The following is a 20,027-nucleotide window of genomic DNA, read 5'->3' as shown; positions in this document are numbered from 1 at the left end:
CAAAAATACGGTTTGCAATGGAAATATCCATTATAAGCTAGAGAAATCCCTGTGTTCTTTTTTCTGAAGTTCCTCGGGAGAAAGGGATTTAAAATACTCATATACCTTTTTCAGCCCTTCGGCACGCGACACTTTAGGCTCCCAGCCCAAGATTTTCTTGGCCAGGCTAATATCGGGTTCCCGCTGTAAAGGGTCGTCTTGCGGCAATGATTTATAGATGATTTTCTGATCTGTTCCGGTGAGTTTTATGATCTCCTCGGCAAATTCTTTAATAGTGGTTTCGTGTGGATTTCCAATATTGATGGGTTCGGTATAATCGCTCATCAACAAACGGTAAATACCTTCTACCTGGTCGTCTATATAACAGAAAGAGCGCGTTTGGGAGCCATCACCAAATACGGTCAGGTCTTCTCCTCTTAGCGCCTGTCCCATAAAGGCGGGTACCACTCGCCCATCGTTTAAGCGCATTCTAGAGCCATAGGTGTTAAAAATACGAACGATACGGGTATCTACCCCATGAAAGCGGTGATAGGCCATGGTAATCGACTCCATAAAGCGCTTGGCCTCGTCATAGACGCCACGCGGTCCAATCGGACTCACGTTACCGTTATAGGTTTCTTTTTGCGGATGTACCAGCGGATCGCCATACACCTCCGAGGTAGAGGCCACCAATATCCGCGCCTTTTTCTCTTTGGCTACCCCCAATAAGTTCAGGGTACCCAAGGATCCTACCTTTAGGGTTTCTATCGGAATTTTTAAATAGTCGATAGGACTGGCGGGAGAGGCAAAATGTAGAATATAGTCGAGCTCCCCTGGAATGTGCACAAACTTGGTCACATCGTGGTGCTGGAACTCAAAATTCTTAAGGGGAAATAGGTGTTCTATATTTTTTAGATCGCCGGTGATCAGGTTATCCATGGCAATCACATAAAACCCTTCTTTTATAAACCGATCGCACAGATGCGATCCTAAAAATCCGGCTGCCCCGGTGATGAGTACTTTTTTCAAATGTATATGTTTTAGCAATTCTCCTGCCTAGGACTACTATCTTTTGGGTGAGCATCCTAAAAAGGTGTGTCTCCTATTTATTTTTCAAGTCTTAAAGATACAAAATAGGGCCGTTATACAAGAGGGTACCTACTTAATACGCTTTTTCCTCACCAGAGACCGCATTGATCACCGTTTGAAGGATAATTTTAAGATCTAGGAATATAGACCAGTTTTCGATATAAAAGATATCAAACTTGGTACGGTTAAAAATATCGGCATCTGTTTCTATCTCTCCTCTATAGCCCTTCACCTGTGCCAAACCGGTAATACCCGGTTTTACAAAATGGCGCACCATATACTTGTCTACCCTATGGGCATATTCGTTGGTATGCTTCACCATATGGGGCCTTGGCCCTACAACCGACATATTGCCAAAGAGTACATTGTAAAACTGCGGCAATTCATCTATACTGGTTTTGCGCATAAAGCGGCCAACCTTGGTAATCCGCATATCGTTTTTGCTCGCCATTTGGCTATCGGCATCGGCATTGGGAGCCATGGAGCGGAATTTATAACAGTAGAACTCCTTATTGTCTACCCCGTTTCGCTTCTGTCTAAAATAAATAGGTCCCTTAGATTCCCAACGGATAAAAATAGCCACTATAGGGGCCAACCATGAGAGTAGAAATACAATCACAAAAAGGGAGAACAGTATATCGAAAACTCTTTTTAAGGCCGAATTCAGGGGCTGATGCAAGGGAATATCGCGAAGAGAAAGTACAGGAATATAATCGTAGTACTCAAAGGTGAGCTTTTTGGTAAATATATTCTTGTTGTCCGGAATAAATTTCAGGGTTTTTAGGTTGTTATCGGCAAAGTTTATGAAGAGGTTCAACTGGCTGTTCTTTAACTCGGCCACCGAACAGTATATCTCGTCCACATTGTTGTCCAGGATATATTCAAAACACTTTCTAATGTCAAAATTTTTGTCCTCTGCACAGAATTGCTTCATAAACTGGTAACCAAACTCCCTGCGTTGGTAAAAAACCTCGATCAATTGGTCTGTTTTCTTGTTTTTACCAATGACCACTACATTCCTCATATTTCCCTTTACCTCCTTACGGTACTGCATCAATAGTATATAATTAAGGAGCTTTAGTAGAAAAATACTGCCAAAAACACAGAGGAAATATTCTGCCAAGCCCAAACGGCTCATATTGGGCTGTTTAAAGAAGCCTATAAAAGCATAGAGCACCAGAAAAAAGAAAACAAATTGGGTTAATAGCAACTTTACAATATAGGTCACCTTGGTATAGCGGTACACCTCGTAAAAGTCGTTTTTAAAGGAAATGATAAACCAAGCCAAGGTTATATACCCATGGAAAAGAATTGGGTACTGAAAATTAATGGGCAACACCAAGGCAAACAGGTTGATAACCAACAAATCTATCCCATACGAAATGGGCGTAATAAAACCGGAATAGCGGTGTTTTTTGGAAAACATAGTAAATATTACCTATTAATATTCTTAAAAACGAGGAATTCTTTTATACATATACTCTCTTTAAATATTTCCAATTCCATTTTAAAATAAATTTAACAATACTGGATATGTTCCAAAGATTATACTTGCTAAATATATTTTTAGAGCTACTCTCGTTTAGGTTGTGGTAAATATACGTATTTGATAAACCAATAACTTTCATATTTTTATCGAAAGCTTCGAAACAAATGTCTATATCTTCACAATATAATCTATAGCGTTCATCCAATAATGTATTTCTCTCCTTCAATAGGCGATTTGATATCAACATGCATGCTCCTAAGCACCAATCAATTTCCGGGCCTTCCATTTGGCTTTCAAATTTTGCTTTTAAAATCCCTAATCTTTTCTTTAAAACATTATAAAAATTTGGAAAATGTTTCCAAGTTATTTGTAAATCACCATTAGGATATTTCATTAATGGAGTCACAATTCCTATTCCCTCATTAGATTCCATTTCTGACTTAAGAACCTTTAAAAAATCGACATCAAAATAAGTGTCTGGATTTAAAAGAAGAAAATATTTCGATTGTAAATTAAAGTGTCTTATTAAGTCATTATTGTTCTTAGAAAACCCTTCTAAAACATCCTTTTTCAATACATTTTTCTTAAAAGAACTATTGATTAGCTTTTCATATGTATTATCATTTGATTTTGCATCACAAAAGTATACGTTATTATACCCAAATTTCTCCAAAGAATTTATTAATTTATCTATATAATCCGAGTGATTATGGGTCACTACCAAAATACTTATCTCATTAATTTTTGTCATGCAAAATAATTTTTTCTATTTGTTGTATAAAATTGTTGTAGGAGTAATTTTGCTTATAAGCATCTCTTGATTTTATCTTTCGATTGTGAAATTGTTGTGGATCTTCAAGATAATTTGTTATGATTGCCTCAAAATTATCAGTGTTTTCATTTAAAATATCTGCCACCCCAATTTTACTGAAGTTGTCTGATACAATTTGTTTGGTTGTTAATATGGGTAAACCACTCATGAGCGACTCTATATAAACCAAAGGATAAACTTCATAATTTTCGTCACTCAAAAATAATAATGCATCATTTTTTAATAGATTATCATATTTTTCCCTTTCATCAAGAATTGGGCCATGATAATTTAAAAAATCATATTTCAAATCGAGATCTTTAATTGTACATTTTTCTGTTTCTGATAAAGCACCTCCAAAGACATTTAAAATACAATCTAATTTTTTAGAAGATATTACTTCAGCTATCTTTATAAGTCTTTCTATACCCTTTGGTTTGGAAATATTTGAAAGGTAAATCAATTTTATCCCAGCTTCCTGTAAAGGTCGTATTGGAGTATTTTCAAAATAATCTGGGAGTGAATTAGGAACTAAAAACGTATTAAGTTTCAAACTATCTAGTTTACCCTTTTGATCTACATTTATAACTATAATCTTAAGTTTAGCAAATAAAAACTTATTATATATTTTTACTTTTTTCTCAAGCCCATTTGCATGTATATGAGCCGTTATATTAGTAGTTCTAAAGCTACATAAGAAAAGAATTATAAGATCCCGGTAAAAGGCAAACCCACTTGGGGTTACATTAACATAAACCATATCCTCCCTCTCAATTATAAAAAGACTTTTAAAAAGTTTAAAGAAATGAAAAACCTTTTTAGTACTAAATTTTCCAAAATTTGAAAAATCTTCTGCTTGGGCGGTATTTATGGTACGAACCGAAATTGGATTATTATTAAAAATTGAGCGTTTAATATGATTGGAAATAACCTTAACACCGTTATTTGGGCCAGTTATGGGAAATATAAAATATAAATTTTTCATACTACTATTATTCAAGGCCTACTCTGCTTGAGCTCTTTGGATTAAGATTGTGTTTATAGCTAAAGTAAAGAATAGAAGCAAAAAATGAGAAAAACACTATTCCTTTATTTAGTTCCAAAATTGTTTCAGTTAAAGAAACACCAAAGGTTATTAATAAAAATAAGAATCCAACTATAGAGTTGTTCTCATAATACCCTTTTCCCAGAAAAATTAGGACAAATGGATAATAGAAGCCTATCAGAATCCCATGCTTTAAAACCTCTGACAAAAATTGGTTATGTGGATTAAAGGTTTTGCCATTTTTTTCCATCATATATAATAATGGGCCGAGATTATTTTCTTTATAAACAGTTTCTAATTCAGTCTGAACTGCATTAGAAGATCCGTAACCCAATAAAGGTTGCTTTTTGAATAATTGAAAACCGCTCTCCCAAATCATAATACGTATTCCTCTTCCTCCCCAAACTTCTTTGGTATTATATTCATTATTGTAATTAACCATTTCTTTTAACCTTTCTCTCAACGGGTTGACCATAAAAATTAATAATGGAATAATAATTACAGTGATGGAAGCTATAAAAATATTTTTTTTAGAAAATACTGACTTTCTAATTAAATAGAATCCACTTAAAATTAAAAGTAAAACTAGTGTCAGCCAAACTATTCTAACCCCAAGAAACAATATATAAACAACACATACAATTGATAAACAATATATTGAAATTTTAATATTATTATTTTTAAGAGATTTTAAATATAATAAAGGATAAGCCAAAGAGAGTACTAAAAACATGCTTAAATATGTTGCATGAAGACCCACTTTATTCGACAATTCATGATTAATAAAGTTTTTAAATTCTAACGGTTCCAAAGGGGATAGAAAAACTTTGAAAAAAGCGAAGGTGGTAACGAGGATACCTGCGTAAAAAAACAACATAAAAATTATTTCTATATCTTTTCTTTTAATGCCTATCAAACCAATGGTAATTGGCAGCACAAGAAATGACAACTTCTTTTCCATGCCTTTAAAAACGCCAACTACCGGAATATTGTATAAAAAACCGAACGCAAGAATCAAAAAGAACAAAAGAAATAACGTGACAAATTTATCCTTAATAACAGTTTTTAAACCAACCTTATTAAACTTAAAAAAGCAATAGACCACTAATATTATAGAAATAATATTAGTAAAAATCATGGGCAAGTATATTGATACCGCAAACGAATACAATAGTATTTTTCCGTAATTAATATTCTCTAACACTGAATTTGACTTCAGAAGATTTTTAAAATTAATGGTTCGAAAATCACTCATTATAAGAGTTTTTAGTGTTATGTTTTATATCTATCAATAAAAACAATTCAAAAATTATGATAACTGAAAAGTATTCAAACCAGTAATCTAATAGAAAATATCCAGTTAGAGCTAATAGTAAAAATTTAGAATAAGTTAGAATAGGCCATTTTTTGAGGATAAACCCTAAATAGAAACAAATAAAGATTAAGACACCAATTAAACCATATTCACCGATTATCTGATTATAAAATGAAAATGGTTGATTTGCCGTATTATTACGATTATCCCATGGATTGTTAAAATCATGAGTCCAAATCCCTAAATGATATTGTTTAAATTCTTCGGATATATAACTTAATATGTCTGGGAACCAACCAACATAATCTCCTGATGTTATAAATGCAACTCTAGAAGAAAAGTTACCGCCTCCCGCCCCAAAAACAAAAGATCTAATGGATGAAGTCCAATATTCAAATGTTTGGAAAAACGATTTTATTTTAAATGGTGTATCATTTCCATTATTCCATATTCTATTTATATATCCCATGGCATAATCTATGTTTGCTGGAGAAATAAAAGAGAAGGTTGCAATAAATAAAAAAGTTATTATAATAAAATATAGCTTGTATTTTATATCAATCTTTGAAAAGAAAAATATTCCTAAAAATATTGATCCTAAAAACAACACTGTTCCACTCATATATGTAGCCATTATCAAACATATAAATGAAATTGATCCTAAAAACCATTTATTTTCAAAAAGATACTTTAGAAAAAAGAATGACATTATAATCATGCTCACCGAAGAGTTGCTAAAAATAGACATCATTTTATCTCCTGCAGCAGGAGATACACTGTATGGATTGATGGATTGTAAATTAATTGCTGTAAAGATATATTGAAGAACAATAACGAAAACACAAATTAAAAAAAACACATTAAGGGTAAGACTAATTTTTTTTAGTGAATTATTCTTGACAAAATACGCTAACTGTGTATAAATAATTAAGGAAAGGGACCAAAATAAAAAAACTAAAATGTAAGAAGCTAAGTAATCTATGCCCGTACTCAGTAGAGTAATCAACCCAAAACTTAAATGGAATAACAATAATACTAAATAAAATATACCGAAGAAATTAATCTTTTGAATTGCATTTATTCTGAGAATTAAAATAAGAAATATTCCCACTAATTTTAACTGAATATTCGATTGTGTTACTAATAAAAGAAACAAAATAAATATAAAATCAACATCTTTTAGTTTTATGTTTAAAAGCATATTTCTTATTTCTTAAAATCAAATACTTCTATAAATTCAGATAAAATTGATTTATCACTATTTACATATAATTTAACGTTGTTTGTATTAACTATATTTTTCTGGTATACTCTAAAGTACTCATCCATTGAAACACTCCCTCTTTCTTTCATTAATTGGGCATTCATTGTGGGATGCAAATTACCTTTAAAGTCATTCTTTACTTGATTATATTTGTTTCTAAGCTTGTTTAATTTAATATAATCCTTTGTTGGTGGATACGATTCTGAAATTTGTTCTGAGTCTGTAAAATAATCCCCACCATTTAAATCAATACCTAAAAGAACTATCCTTTTATAGCCAAGTGCTTGTGCGAACATAACAGCACACCCAACATGGCTATTATGATGTACAAGGTGTGCCAACGATAAACCTTTAGATTTAATTAAATCATTAAAATAATATTCTAAAATTTCCGGATAAATAGTTGGAAGGAGGTGTGGTATGTGTACAAAGGCTTTATTTTTAAACTCATATTTATTTAAATCAAAACCACTTTTAAGTATATGTTTAAATTGAAAAAACATATCAACTTTAGCATATTTATCCTTTGTATATTCACAAAAATAATCCTGCATTTCTTTAAAGGGAATCATCTCCATAAGAAAATAATCAGGAACAATTGGGTGTACAAAGGAATAATTTAAGCCAATTAAATTATGCTTCTTTATTATATTCCATTCCTTTTCGGTCAGTTCATTAATCGATTCACCACTACCAAAAATAAACACTGTATCAGATTTCTTTTTCTTATCAGAATAATCATCGATTAATTTAAATCCCTTTAACAAAGCTAAAGCCCTAAAAAATAATAATTTCACTTCGGATTCGGCATACATCTGAAGGAATTCCTTACCCTTTTCTGTTTTAAAGATAGCAGGCTTTTTATACTTTAAGTATATAGAATATATGAAACCTAAATATTTAAAAATTAAATCTTTCATTTTAGTGTCTTTATTAAAGGAATAATCTTTACGGTTGTAAAAATGAGAACAATGATGGTTAATACTAATTTAGTAATGAATTCTGCATCTCTAAAAAAGTATGAACTACTTAATAACAAAACAGTGTAACCTACCCACAATAAGGGGTTAAAATTAGGTGAATATAGTTTCTTGAATTGAGTTACGTAAAAACCAGCATATCCTATAAATAGAAATGCCAAAAAAGTAGTATAAACGGCAGCTTTAAAACCGTAGATCGGAATAAAAATAATGTTTAAAACAATGTTTACCACACCCGCCGTAAAGGAAATTTTCCAAAATTCTTTAGTTTTCTCGTAATAATAGAAGACTGTTGCCATAGCAGTATACATAGGTTTATAAACATACGCCATGGTTAATATTATACCCATATTATAGGTTAAACTTAGCTCCTCATTATTTACCATAATGGAAAATATTTCTTTTAACCAAATTGCAATGGTAAAGGACACAAAAGCAACAATGTAGTTTTCTAAAAAGATAATATCCCTTAATATGTGGCTTTTTGGATTATCCTTAAATGATTTTATAAGTAAAGGTGTTGAGGCTTGGTGTATACTTTCAGAAAAAACCCTGGCATACCCAGCAAATTTATATGCAAAATCATACAGACCGATATTTGCCGTACTTACACCCATTTTTAGCATGACCAACCGATCTGAAAAATCCAATAAAAAAAAAGCACTAGTATGGGGCACAAGAGGTAGGCCTATTTTCAAATGCTTTTTCATCGTTTTCCTTCTAAAGAAAAAATTAGGGTATAACCTATTTTTTATCCATAAAGGATAAATAAATGACAAAAATGTTAGAGTTTCTGCAATAAACATACTCCAAACCCAACCCATATAGCCAATTTTTTGATTAACTATAAAGTAGTAATTAAGGAAAATAGTAAGTACTCCGAAAATTAATGATCTAACACCTATTGCCATCGGTTTTTCTGCCAATTGATAATACTTTAAGGAAACCACTTGAAGGGAGGAATAAAGCATAATTGGAATTGCCGTCAGCAGAATTATCAAATATTTGTTTGTATCTGCCTCAGCGGGTAAAATAAAGTAGAGCAATATCGTAACCAATAAACCTAAAACAAACGACCAAACAAATATAAAGCCTTGAATTTCATTCCAAACTATTTTATATCTGCTACTATGACAATGATGTATATAAGAATTCATTAGTATAACATCTAAACCAAGTGTTTTAATTACTGTTATTCCTGTTACTATAGATAAAACTATGCCATAAACTCCGTAATCAATATCTGATAAAAAAGGTGTTATTAACGGCAAAATTAGAAACCCCAATAAAATAGGTAGCTTAGGGAGAACTGCATATACAAATGAATGATTAATAATTTTTTTTATCAACACGCTAATTCAGATTAAACGGACTTATTATATAGAAAAAGTATCAAAGGATTTTATATACTTATTTCCACTTTCTTTTAAAGAAATAGAGTTATATCCGTAAAAAGAAATATCATTGATCCTAGCGGCTTCATAATCGTTTATTGAATCGCCTATTAAGCAGGATTCAGTGATATTATAATCATACTTTACTAACAATTCCTTCACCAAGGTGTTTTTAGGGGTTGGAGAGCCATGAATAGATATAAAATAATCCGAAAGACCTAATTCTTTACATAAAAACCGTAACTCTTCCTGATCCGATCCAGAGACAATATGAAAATTAAAATTGGTATGATTTTTTTTTATGAAATGAACTGAATCTTCAATCAAATTTTTTGGATTAATCAATTCCTCTCTCATTATATCCGAGAATCTAGTAGCGTACTCCAATACTTCTGTATCGGTAATACTTTGATTCAAAATAGATTCAAAAAAATACCTGATTTTTACATACCTAGACAACCCTCCATTTAGACGGTGATATTCCAATAAAGTCTTAACATCAGAAGCTTTAAATCCTTTAAATATTTCCTTAAATCCAAAATCTCTAACCTCCATGGAATCCAATATGACTCCATCAAAATCCCATAATATATTTTTTAACATTATTTCTTTTGTTTTAGAATTTCTTGCTCTACTTTTTTAACATCTTCCGGAACATCCACAGCCAAGGAACTGCCTGATGTTTCAACCATCAATACAGGAATTCCTAAATCAAAAAACCGTAAAATTTCTATATCTTCAAATCCCTCATAAATAGCCTTCTCTGAAGTACTACCAAATAATTCCAAATCATTTTTACTAAAACCATAAATACAAACCTGCTTTAAATATTTCGGAGTGTCTTTAGCATTAACATCTTTAATTCCTGGAATAGGTAACCTCGACATATAAATCAATTTATTGTCTTTATTAACGAGAACCTTAGGTATATTAATGTTATTTGCATCCTCATTTTCTGATATTTCACACATACCGTTTGTTACATAGTCAAAACTTTGTTCTTTTGCCTTTGCAACATTCAAAATATCCAAATAATTCAACAATGGTTCGTCGCCCTGTACATTAACATAAATATCCGCTTCTATTTGTTGAGAAAATTCGTATACCCTATCTGTGCCCGTTAGACAATTACCTGAAGTCATAACAACTTTAAAACCATACGATTCAGCTACATCTTTAATTCTGACATCATCTGTGGCGATATAAGTATTTTCTTTTCCCAGTGCTTTCTCAACAATTCTCGCAACCCTTATAATCATTGGAACCCCAACAATATCAATTAATGGTTTTCCTGGAAACCTTGATGACTTAAACCGGGCTGGTATAACTCCTACTATTTTCATTATATTATACTGTAAATTGATATTGTATTAACTTTCTTATATTTTGTAGGTGTTATGGCAACAACTTCTAAATCTTTTATTTGCAAGGCGTCGTTCAGTATATTTTGATTTTCTTGAGCTAAGACAAATTGCGTTTGGTCAATTGTAGTATCATAACCATCAAAACCAGCCAAAAAGACATTTTTCACTCCCAAATCTAATGCAATTTGAAAACCTAATGCCAAAGGAGAATCTATAGAAGCTTTTGTAAAATTTATAGCCTCCAACTCTACTGACATCTCTTTAATAGCATCGGGTATTATAGTTCCCATATTTCTAGGAAATGGTGGATATACACAAGTCTGTTCCAATTTTGAGACGTCGCCGATTGTATTTAACAACTTTTCACTTTCAAAACCTGCTAATGCGTAAAATTGCTTATTAGTTACTTCTAAATAAGTGGAGACGTTTCGTGCTCCTGCGTGAATAATACATATCTCCTCATTCCCTTCTGCTAGCTTTTTAATGGCTAGGCTATGATTATTAGCTGATTTACCACCTCCAAGAATTAATGCGCTCTTAAAGGACTTCTCACGCTGTAGTACTGGTAATTTAATATTGTCCTCTACCGATTCTTTTTGGTTGTTTAAAGCATTAAGAATATTTCCTATAGGATATCGATTCATGCCAACCCATTCCATTACTTGTTTTTGCGGTAAAGAAAAGGCGCCTGAAAACATATAGGGTAGATTGGTTCCCCAATTATAGTGCTTTTTTAAATTTTCAAAAGAGGCTACGACCCCACTTAACAAAGTAAATTTAATCTTTAGGGTGTTTTTACTATTCAGATAAGTTAGTAACAATTCTGTCCTTAGGTTTCCAGCTCCTCTACCCATTCCGGTAATTGTGCCATCAACCATGATACAGCCTTCTTCAATAGCCGTTAAGGTATTAATCAGGGCCATTTCCAAATTATTATGCCCATGAAAGCCCAAAGGAACATTAGTCTTGGATTTTACTAAGGCTATAATTTCTTTAACATCTTTAGGCATTACCCCCCCAAAGGAGTCTACCATATAGAAATAATCTATAGTATTATCTAGGCCTTTAAGTAAGTCTAAAAAAGAATCATCTTCCTTCCAACTAGACATATACATTACATTAAAAGCAACCTCAAATCCCATTGCCTTTACTGCCTTAGCAAGTATGATGGCCCTCTTAAAATTCTTTGGATCAATAGCCATCCTTACCATGGTAATATAAGGTAAACATGGACTTAACAAATCTTCCAAATGCTCTGGACGTATATTTTTCTCATCCAGAATTATAACCAATTTCTTTGTTGGCATAGCCTCCTTCAGAGCTTTCATTACATAGTCTGGACAATAGAAATACTCTCCCAAATATCCCTTTAAAGGAATACTTCTATATCCCACCTCCACATATTCAATGGGAAGCTCTTCCATGGCTTTACAATACTCCTCTACTAATTCTTTATCAAAATCCCAATTGGTATAATATCCGCCATCCCTTAATGTACAATCTAATATTTTAACCCTTTCAGTTATATTACTTTTCATATTTTAATTTTTTATTGAAAGCCAACCCTATATTTCTAATTAATTACTCGTAAGAAATTATTTCATATACATTTATGTAAGCTATCCATCCAGAATTTTATATTTTTAGGAAATATTTTTTCAATTTTATGCTTAAATAATTCACTATTAATTGGTCTCTTCGCCGGCGTTGGATATGCTTCTGATGGAATTGGATTTACTTCTATATTCATTCCTTTAATCTCGAAAATAGCCTTGGCAAAATCGTACCAACTGATAGCTCCTTCATTGCTATAATGATACAGTCCATAATTGGTTGCTTTTGAACTTATGACTTTCATAATGACTTCTGCTAAATCTCCAGCATAGGTCGGTGCTCCTATTTGGTCATTGACCACACTAAGCTCTTCCTTTTCTGCTCCCAAACGCAACATAGTTTTTACAAAATTATGTCCGTATTCTGAATACACCCAAGAGGTACGTATGATAAAATAGTGTTCTAAAATATTCTGAACATATTGTTCTCCTTTTAATTTAGATGCTCCATAAACGTTTATAGGGTTAGGAACATCTTCCTCTGTATAGGGTGTTGTCTTTGAACCGTCAAAGACAAAATCGGTAGAGATGTGTATTAACGTAGTGTTTTCTGTCTTGCAGGCCTCTGACAAATACTTAACGGCTTCTGCATTCACTAGAAATGCATTTTCCTGATCTGTTTCGGCCTTATCGACAGCGGTATATGCTGCACAATTAATACAATAATCGAACTTTTCGTGGGCAAACAGACTATTTATTTGCTCTTTGGAGGTTATATCTAGCTCCTTGGAGGATTTAAATTTAAATTCATAGTCCGGATACCTTTCCGCAACATCTTGTAAACATCTTCCTAACTGCCCATTGGCTCCGGTGATAATTATTTTCAAACTTTTAGTGTTTTTTTCTCCCATTATAACAATGCATTATCTAAAACAGGGAGTTCCAAATCCTTATCTGAAACTTTAATTTCATCAATTGGTACTTGCCAATCTATATCCAAACTTGGATCATTGTAGATAATACCTCCTTCGGAAGCTTTATTATAAAAATTATCACATTTATAAAAGAATTCGGCAGTTTCACTTAAAACAGAAAAACCATGTCCAAATCCTTTTGGTATAAAGAGTTGTTTTTTATTCTCGGCCGACAATTCTATGGCAACATGCTGTCCGAAAGTGGGCGAATCCTGTCTTAGGTCTACCGCAACATCCAAAACCCGTCCACTTAGAACACGTACCAATTTAGCTTGGGCGAATTCGCCTCTTTGATAATGTATGGCCCTCACCACTCCTTTAGATGAATAGGATTGATTGTCCTGAACAAAGTTTATACTTTCTCCTATAGTTTCATTAAAGTTGTTGGCATTAAAACTTTCAAAAAAATATCCTCTATCATCCTTAAAAACTGCTGGTTCTATAACAAAACAGCCTTTAAGTCTAGTCTCTGTAACTTTCATTAATTTTTATTCAGTATTCCCAATAAATTTTTTCCATACCCGCTCTTCATAAGGGGCTCTGCCAGCGCTTTAAACTGCTCCTTACTAATATAGCCCATCTCATAGGCTGCGCCCTCAATAGCCCCTATTTTAAGGCCTTGGCGTTCCTCTATGACCTCTACAAACTGTGAGGCCTGCATTAAGGAGGCAAAGGTACCAGTGTCTAACCAGGCCGTTCCCCTATCCAGAATGCTCACATTTAATTTATTTCGTTCTAAATAAACCTTATTAACATCTGTAATTTCCAATTCGCCTCTATGACTTGGGGCTATATTTTTGGCGATCTCCACCACCTCATTATCGTAAAAATAGATGCCTGGAACGGCGTAATTAGATTTTGGGTGTTCGGGCTTTTCCTCTATACTAATTGCTTTTCCTTCCTCATTAAATTCTACTACTCCATAGCGTTCTGGATCATGGACACGATAGGCATAAATAATTCCCCCATCCGGATCGTTATTGGCCTGTAATAATTTTGCCAATCCAGCCCCATAAAAAATATTGTCTCCTAAAATCAGGGCTACCTTGTCTTTTCCTATAAATTCTTCCCCAATGATAAAAGCTTCAGCTAGACCATTAGGTGCTTCTTGAACTGCATATTCAAAAGAACAACCGTATGTGGTGCCGTCTCCTAATAGTTCCTTAAATAACGGAAGGTCCTTGGGAGTGGAAATTATCAATATCTCCCTAATACCCGAATACATTAAGGTAGATAACGGATAATAGATCATGGGTTTATCGTAAATGGGCATCAATTGTTTACTTACACTTAAAGTAAGCGGATGCAACCTAGTACCAGATCCTCCAGCTAAAATTATTCCTTTCATAGTTTATATTTTACTGGTATTGTTTTTTATAATAGGCTTGATAAGCTCCTGAAGTAACATTGGCAAGCCAATCTTCATTTTCTAAATACCAACGTATTGTTTTTTCTAGTCCCTCCTCAAAGGTTACCGATGGCTCCCATCCTAGTTCTTGGTTTATTTTAGAGGCATCAATAGCATAGCGTAAATCGTGGCCAGGTCTGTCTTTTACATAAGTAATCAAAGTTTCACTTTGTCCTTCTTTCCTACCTAGTTTAACGTCCATTAAGCTACATAGCAACTTCACCAAATCGATATTTTTCCATTCGTTAAAGCCTCCTATATTGTAGGTTTCAGCATTCTGACCTTCATGATAGACTAAATCTATGGCCTTGGCATGGTCTAACACATATAACCAATCGCGGGTATAATTACCATCTCCATATACCGGTAAGGGTTGATTTTGAATAATATTGTTTATGAATAGGGGGATAAGTTTCTCGGGAAAATGGTTAGGTCCGTAATTATTAGAACAATTACTGATCACAAACGGTAAGCCATAAGTTTCTCCATAAGCCCTAACAAAATGGTCTGAGCTGGCTTTAGAAGCCGAATAAGGTGAATTAGGGTCATAGGCGGTAGTTTCGGTAAACAATCCCGTCTCTCCCAAGGAACCATATACTTCATCGGTACTAACATGGTAAAAACGTTTCCCTTCCATATCGCCTTTCCAAGTTTCCTTTGCCGCATTTAGGAGGTTTACCGTCCCTAAAATATTGGTTTTCACAAAAGCTAAAGGGTCTGTTATGGAACGATCTACATGGCTTTCTGCTGCCAAATGTATAACTCCGTTAAATTTATGTTTTTTAAACAAGCTATCTATAAACTCGGCATCTGTAATATCTCCTTTTATAAACGTATAATTTGGAGCCTCCTCAATGTCTTTTAGGTTTTCTAAATTTCCCGCATAGGTCAGGGCATCCAAATTATAAATCTGATATTCTGGATAGTTATTTACCAATCTACGAACAACATGGGATCCTATAAATCCGGCCCCACCTGTAATCAAAATATGCATAGTCTACTCCTTTTTATAGTTTTTTAAATAGGTGTTTAAAGACAAGGCCGATAATAGTAAGAACAGTAGCCCTATAAAACCTATTGGCACTACAAACTTAGCACTTTTCCACAGTACATTGTCTTCTACCCCCCTTCTTGGGAAGGCCGAGATAACGTTGATGATCCCCGATTTGTTGGCCTTTTCCTGGTTCAACAGTACCAGGCTATTTTTTAATTCTTCTACCTTGTTGATCAAGGCCATTTCCTTGTTCTGGTTATTACCATTATCGCCCAAAGAAATATTGGTTCCCTGCATTGGTTTTTCGGCTTCTTTGACCATGATGCGTTTGTACAAGGACTGTAAGGAATCTACCTCCATCAACTGTTTTTTGTACAGGCTGTCTTGTAGGCTAAGGTTTTGGTCGTTGATACTTTGTTGCAATTGAAAGTACTCGTTCCTAGAGATAGAGTTGATGATAAAAGGCTGTAACTTTTTGGCAATGGTATTGTTGCTGGCAATCACCGAAATGGTATGAAAACGGGCATCCATGGCGTTGAAGTTTTTTAGGTACTTCTCCATATCCATGGTAGATTTGGTAGTAGAATCCAAACTACGTACAAAGGCATCGAAAAGTTTTACCTTTTGGTTCTCGTCTACATAGGAATCTACCTTAAATTTCTTTAAAGACTTTGCCTCTTTCACCGTAATATCCAAGGCCTCGGCCAAGGCGACAGAATCTTTGGCTTCTGCCAGTTCATTATAAAAATTAATGTTGTTGTACAGCTGCTGCGCACTGTTAAAGTTAGGTTCTACTACCATGGAGGAAGTGTATACCGGCTCCTTTTTAATGTCTAAATACACCCCTAAGGCCAGCCCTAGAATACCGGCGATGACAAATTTTAAAAAGTGCTGCTGTATAAACAACAAAAAAACTACTAGGGCACCAAAGATCCCCTTAAAGATATTCCCAATAAAGCGAAAAAATCTATTGAATACATTTCCTATCATTTGGAACAATTGTCCCAAATCTATTTCCTCTGAATTTGCATTGGTTTTAGAGGGTTGTTGTTCTGCCATATACTATGAATTGAATATTTGTGTTAAAATTTTATCGGTAATTAAATACGTGGGTTTTACTCCTGTGGTCCCTAGTCCGCCCGAGGCCAGGGTACTTCCTGTTTCCAACGGATTATCCGAGGCGTAATAGGCATAGCGCACTTGTACGTCTGGGCGTATGCTTTTCCGGATCTTGGAGGCCGATTGAATGGCCTTTTGATAGTGTACCCCTTCCATTTCGAGCCCTATGACATTCCAGGTAGATTCGTGGAAAAACTGTAGGACATCCTTGTTCTGGAGCGAGGTTCCTAAAACGGTGACCATGGTTCCCTGAAGGACCTTTAGGCCATTGCCTTCAAAATCTTCCTTGGACAATTCATTTTCAAAAGGGTAATTATCGGCGGTACCTTCAAAAATATGGGCATTGGGGATCATGATATCGCCCTTGCCTCCTTCTAAAATACCGGCCTTCCCCATAATGGAAATAGAGGACACATTTAAAAAGACCTCTTCCCCTTTTTTATTGACATAGGGTTTTAATAATTCGTCTATGGTTTCATAGGCCTGTTCTCCAAAGGCGTAATCCATGACAAATAACAATGGTTTTTGCGCTTCTGGCAGGTCTTTGGGCAAGTTAAAGCAGCAAGCGTCTGGCCCTAGTTTGGCCAAATCAAAAATCTGGACGTCTATATTGGTCCCGGAAACATCGTCTATGGCCAGCATCCCATTTTTCTTGGCCAAGGCAATAACCTTATTCCTCAAAAGGTCATTTTTAGGCAGACTCAACGTTTCATAGATTTCTAATGACTCTTTTTCCTTAAATTCCTTGCTCAAGGCTTTTTTAGCAAAGAGGGAATTCATTACCGAGTGCATATTGGCACTTATAATATGGATAGGACGCTGCAATAGGCCTTTCTGTCCTAGTACCTCTTTGATGGTATTGGCCCACCGTTCCCCATGGATATGGTGTCCCAGGCGTTCGCGCAACATAGGACTAAAGGTAATGGCTCTTTTGTCGCCGGTGGTAATTTCTTCAATGGCCAATTTCCCAAGCCAATAGATGATTTTTAAAAAGCGTTCCGGATTGGTTTTTGTGGCCAGGATTTGGTGCACCTCCATCACCTCTACAAAGGGGCGTCCCAAAATATTGGCCGCGTGTATCAAGGCCACTTCCCGTTCTAATTGGGTAAGCTTGTCTTTTTGTACGGCCTGCTCTAGTTTTACCCAGTCCCGGATGGTTCTGTCGGTATCTTCTATAAGGGCTCTAGCGCTTATTTTTTCCGATTCGATAAACAAAAAGGTAAGGTGGGTCAGGATATCATAAATGTCGGACCGTCCCCTGGTGATCTCAATGTTCATCTGCTCGTCATCGATACGGTAACAGTTCCTTCGTCTCTTTGGAGGTATAATGGGCTTAAACTGTGAGGTAGCATAGCCCTCGTCTGAAGTAAGGTTGATAAACCTACATTGTTCAATACCCTCGGGCAGGCGTTCTAAAACATATATCAGTCCGTTTAATTCGGCCTTATCCTCGGCAATAGACCCGTATATCTCTGGCCGTAGTTGCAATAAGGATTGTCGCAAGGCTGCCCCGGAAACCCCGGACGGCTTATAGAACCCCCTATTAAAAAGGTGGCGCATAGTGATATACAACCGCTCTATGGCGTTGGTAGAATCTTGTGCTCTGGTGGTATTGATTGAATTATTCATAGTGATACAAGTTGCAAAACTACAATTTATATTATTGTTTACGGCCTTTACTCCGCCAATTATAGGTATTTTTTAAGGAAATACCTTACACGCGTGTTTCTTACATCTATTATTGCTCCTGGTCATTGATCTTTAAAAGCGCTTCTGCCAGCTTTCGGTCGTTAGAGAGGCGCTGCACCTTATTTTGTCCGCCCAACTTCCCGATCGATTGCATATAGGCCTGAAAACCGTCCTTTTTTATTGGGGTTACTTTTAGGGGCTGCAAAATTTTCCCTGTCAACAGATCGTGATAATAACTGTTTTGTTGTTGCATGGCAGCGTCTAAAAGGCCGCTGAATTTCGCCATATCGGAGGGCAATTTTTCAAATTCTACCAACCATTCGTGGTAGGGCAGTTCCTGGCCTTCGGGCGTTATCTGTGGGGCGACCGTAAATTCGTTGATACGGGCGTCGGTAGCAACTATTGCCTGTTGCATCGCCTCTTCTACTTCTTTCCCGATAACGTGTTCGCCAAAGGCAGAAATAAAATGCTTTATCCTTCCGGAAACTATTATTTTATAGGGCTTTAAGGAAGTGAACTGCACAGTGTCTCCCAGGTTATAGGCCCATAAGCCGGCATTGGTAGAAATAATCATCACATAATTGACTCCTAGCTCCACGTCTTTAATAGTAAGCCGCTCCGGATTGTCGCTAAAAAACTCATCGGCCTTTATAAACTCGTAAAAGATGCCCGAATTGAGCAACAAAAGCATCCCTTTTTCTTTTTGGGAGTTCTGATAGGCAAAGAAACCTTCGCTTGCGGGAAACAGTTCTATACTATCGACCCGTCTGCCGATTAGGTTTTCGAATTTTGCCCTATACGGTTCGTAGTTGACCCCACCATAGATAAAAAGCTGAAAGTCCTTAAAAAGCTCCCCTACTTTTTTATCGGTCGCGGCCTGTAATTTTTCAAAATACATCTGTACCCAAGAAGGAATTCCCGCTATAACGGTCATGTTTTGGTCCTTGGTCTCCTTTACTATTTCATTGACCTTGGTATCCCAATCTTCTATACAGTTGGTTTCCCAAGAGGGCAGGCGGTTTTTTTGCAGATAATTGGGCACATAATGGGCCGATATCCCCGATAACCTTCCCAATTTGATTCCGTTTTTTTCCTGCATTTCCGGACTCCCTTGTAGGAATATCATTTTTCCATCGACAAAATCGGCCTGTCCGGTTTCGTGAATATAGTTCAGGATGGCATTTCGGGAAGCCTCTATTTGGTACTTTATAGATTCGTGGGTAATAGGAATGTACTTGGCTCCGGAAGTAGTGCCCGATGTTTTGGCAAAATAGGCAGGTTTCCCTGGCCATAGGATATCTTTTTCCCCGGCAATAACTTTTTCTACATAGCCTTTAAGCGCCTCATAATCTCTAATGGGCACTTGTTTTACAAAATCGGCGTGACTTGTTATTTCCGAAAAACCGTGATCTTTTCCAAAGTTGGTGTCTTTGGCCGCGGCTACCAGTGCGGCAAATACCTTGTCTTGGGTAGCGATGGGGTCTTGCACCCATTTTTGGGTTTTACGGGCAATATTCTTGGCAAAAATTTTAGCTGCAAAGGACTTTAAGCTCATGTATG

The 20,027-nt window shown here is 35.2% G+C and carries 18 protein-coding genes; all 18 read right to left on the bottom strand.

Going from position 1 to position 20,027, the window contains the following annotated elements:
• Window positions 1-30: 30 nt before the first annotated feature.
• Window positions 31-1,008: a UDP-glucuronic acid decarboxylase family protein gene (locus BUA16_RS00250; RefSeq protein WP_072762637.1), complete on the bottom strand. Its 978-nt coding sequence runs from the start codon at window positions 1,006-1,008 to the stop codon at window positions 31-33.
• A 133-nt stretch (window positions 1,009-1,141) separates the two neighbouring features.
• On the bottom strand, window positions 1,142-2,494 hold the full coding sequence (locus BUA16_RS00245; protein WP_072762636.1) for an exopolysaccharide biosynthesis polyprenyl glycosylphosphotransferase: 1,353 nt from the start codon (window positions 2,492-2,494) through the stop codon (window positions 1,142-1,144).
• Between the two features lie 43 nt (window positions 2,495-2,537).
• Window positions 2,538-3,308, bottom strand: coding sequence for a glycosyltransferase (locus BUA16_RS00240; RefSeq protein ID WP_072762635.1), 771 nt, complete (start codon window positions 3,306-3,308; stop codon window positions 2,538-2,540).
• Entirely contained in the window at window positions 3,295-4,353 is a 1,059-nt protein-coding gene (locus BUA16_RS00235; protein WP_072762634.1) for a glycosyltransferase, read from the bottom strand. The genes BUA16_RS00240 and BUA16_RS00235 overlap by 14 nt, the downstream gene beginning before the upstream one ends.
• A gap of 7 nt (window positions 4,354-4,360) precedes the next feature.
• On the bottom strand, window positions 4,361-5,668 hold the full coding sequence (locus BUA16_RS00230; RefSeq protein ID WP_072762633.1) for an O-antigen ligase family protein: 1,308 nt from the start codon (window positions 5,666-5,668) through the stop codon (window positions 4,361-4,363).
• Window positions 5,661-6,929 carry a hypothetical protein gene (locus BUA16_RS18310; protein ID WP_143150418.1) on the bottom strand — a complete coding sequence of 423 codons (1,269 nt, stop codon included), beginning with the start codon at window positions 6,927-6,929 and terminating at the stop codon, window positions 5,661-5,663. Before BUA16_RS18310 ends, BUA16_RS00230 begins: the two co-directional genes overlap by 8 nt.
• Window positions 6,930-6,934: 5 nt before the next feature.
• The gene (locus BUA16_RS00215) at window positions 6,935-7,912 is read right to left on the bottom strand and encodes a hypothetical protein (RefSeq protein ID WP_072762630.1); all 978 of its coding nucleotides are present in this window, start codon (window positions 7,910-7,912) and stop codon (window positions 6,935-6,937) included.
• Entirely contained in the window at window positions 7,909-9,324 is a 1,416-nt protein-coding gene (locus tag BUA16_RS00210) for an oligosaccharide flippase family protein (RefSeq protein ID WP_178338824.1), read from the bottom strand. The genes BUA16_RS00215 and BUA16_RS00210 overlap by 4 nt, the downstream gene beginning before the upstream one ends.
• A gap of 24 nt (window positions 9,325-9,348) precedes the next feature.
• A complete protein-coding gene (locus tag BUA16_RS00205; protein WP_072762629.1) occupies window positions 9,349-9,969 on the bottom strand; it encodes an HAD family hydrolase in 621 nt (206 codons plus the stop codon).
• Window positions 9,969-10,709 (bottom strand): 3-deoxy-manno-octulosonate cytidylyltransferase, encoded by a 741-nt coding sequence (locus tag BUA16_RS00200; RefSeq protein ID WP_072762628.1) that lies wholly within the window; start codon window positions 10,707-10,709, stop codon window positions 9,969-9,971. Before BUA16_RS00200 ends, BUA16_RS00205 begins: the two co-directional genes overlap by 1 nt.
• On the bottom strand, window positions 10,709-12,268 hold the full coding sequence (locus BUA16_RS00195) for an aldolase catalytic domain-containing protein (RefSeq protein WP_072762627.1): 1,560 nt from the start codon (window positions 12,266-12,268) through the stop codon (window positions 10,709-10,711). The genes BUA16_RS00200 and BUA16_RS00195 overlap by 1 nt, the downstream gene beginning before the upstream one ends.
• Window positions 12,269-12,330: 62 nt before the next feature.
• Window positions 12,331-13,170: a dTDP-4-dehydrorhamnose reductase gene (rfbD, locus tag BUA16_RS00190; RefSeq protein ID WP_245795489.1), complete on the bottom strand. Its 840-nt coding sequence runs from the start codon at window positions 13,168-13,170 to the stop codon at window positions 12,331-12,333.
• A 23-nt stretch (window positions 13,171-13,193) separates the two neighbouring features.
• A complete protein-coding gene (gene rfbC / locus BUA16_RS00185; RefSeq protein ID WP_072762625.1) occupies window positions 13,194-13,739 on the bottom strand; it encodes a dTDP-4-dehydrorhamnose 3,5-epimerase in 546 nt (181 codons plus the stop codon).
• Window positions 13,739-14,605, bottom strand: a complete 867-nt coding sequence (gene rfbA, locus BUA16_RS00180; protein WP_072762624.1) for a glucose-1-phosphate thymidylyltransferase RfbA — start codon at window positions 14,603-14,605, stop codon at window positions 13,739-13,741. Before rfbA ends, rfbC begins: the two co-directional genes overlap by 1 nt.
• A gap of 10 nt (window positions 14,606-14,615) precedes the next feature.
• Window positions 14,616-15,659, bottom strand: a complete 1,044-nt coding sequence (rfbB, locus tag BUA16_RS00175) for a dTDP-glucose 4,6-dehydratase (RefSeq protein ID WP_072762623.1) — start codon at window positions 15,657-15,659, stop codon at window positions 14,616-14,618.
• A 3-nt stretch (window positions 15,660-15,662) separates the two neighbouring features.
• Window positions 15,663-16,718, bottom strand: coding sequence for a hypothetical protein (locus BUA16_RS00170; protein ID WP_072762622.1), 1,056 nt, complete (start codon window positions 16,716-16,718; stop codon window positions 15,663-15,665).
• A gap of 3 nt (window positions 16,719-16,721) precedes the next feature.
• A complete protein-coding gene (locus tag BUA16_RS00165) occupies window positions 16,722-18,407 on the bottom strand; it encodes a DUF6909 family protein (RefSeq protein ID WP_072762621.1) in 1,686 nt (561 codons plus the stop codon).
• Between the two features lie 109 nt (window positions 18,408-18,516).
• Window positions 18,517-20,022, bottom strand: coding sequence for a GH3 family acyl-acid amido synthetase (locus BUA16_RS00160; RefSeq protein WP_072762620.1), 1,506 nt, complete (start codon window positions 20,020-20,022; stop codon window positions 18,517-18,519).
• Window positions 20,023-20,027: the final 5 nt, after the last annotated feature.

Origin of the sequence: Arenibacter nanhaiticus (assembly GCF_900141935.1) — a bacterium.
Lineage (GTDB): Bacteria > Bacteroidota > Bacteroidia > Flavobacteriales > Flavobacteriaceae > Arenibacter > Arenibacter nanhaiticus.
The sequence above is the reverse complement of the archived record's forward strand: the minus strand, read 5'-3'. Positions and strand labels throughout refer to the sequence as shown.

What these genes read in the sequence shown, in the direction of transcription:
- BUA16_RS00245 (WP_072762636.1), bottom strand. Translation starts at nt 2,494, where the DNA reads ATGTTTTCCAAAAAACACCGCTATTCCGGTTTTATTACGCCCATTTCG.
- BUA16_RS00240 (WP_072762635.1), bottom strand. Translation starts at nt 3,308, where the DNA reads ATGACAAAAATTAATGAGATAAGTATTTTGGTAGTGACCCATAATCAC.
- BUA16_RS00235 (WP_072762634.1), bottom strand. Translation starts at nt 4,353, where the DNA reads ATGAAAAATTTATATTTTATATTTCCCATAACTGGCCCAAATAACGGT.
- BUA16_RS00230 (WP_072762633.1), bottom strand. Translation starts at nt 5,668, where the DNA reads ATGAGTGATTTTCGAACCATTAATTTTAAAAATCTTCTGAAGTCAAAT.
- BUA16_RS18310 (WP_143150418.1), bottom strand. Translation starts at nt 6,929, where the DNA reads ATGCTTTTAAACATAAAACTAAAAGATGTTGATTTTATATTTATTTTG.
- BUA16_RS00215 (WP_072762630.1), bottom strand. Translation starts at nt 7,912, where the DNA reads ATGAAAGATTTAATTTTTAAATATTTAGGTTTCATATATTCTATATAC.
- BUA16_RS00205 (WP_072762629.1), bottom strand. Translation starts at nt 9,969, where the DNA reads ATGTTAAAAAATATATTATGGGATTTTGATGGAGTCATATTGGATTCC.
- BUA16_RS00200 (WP_072762628.1), bottom strand. Translation starts at nt 10,709, where the DNA reads ATGAAAATAGTAGGAGTTATACCAGCCCGGTTTAAGTCATCAAGGTTT.
- BUA16_RS00195 (WP_072762627.1), bottom strand. Translation starts at nt 12,268, where the DNA reads ATGAAAAGTAATATAACTGAAAGGGTTAAAATATTAGATTGTACATTA.
- rfbC (WP_072762625.1), bottom strand. Translation starts at nt 13,739, where the DNA reads ATGAAAGTTACAGAGACTAGACTTAAAGGCTGTTTTGTTATAGAACCA.
- rfbA (WP_072762624.1), bottom strand. Translation starts at nt 14,605, where the DNA reads ATGAAAGGAATAATTTTAGCTGGAGGATCTGGTACTAGGTTGCATCCG.
- rfbB (WP_072762623.1), bottom strand. Translation starts at nt 15,659, where the DNA reads ATGCATATTTTGATTACAGGTGGGGCCGGATTTATAGGATCCCATGTT.
- BUA16_RS00170 (WP_072762622.1), bottom strand. Translation starts at nt 16,718, where the DNA reads ATGGCAGAACAACAACCCTCTAAAACCAATGCAAATTCAGAGGAAATA.
- BUA16_RS00165 (WP_072762621.1), bottom strand. Translation starts at nt 18,407, where the DNA reads ATGAATAATTCAATCAATACCACCAGAGCACAAGATTCTACCAACGCC.
- BUA16_RS00160 (WP_072762620.1), bottom strand. Translation starts at nt 20,022, where the DNA reads ATGAGCTTAAAGTCCTTTGCAGCTAAAATTTTTGCCAAGAATATTGCC.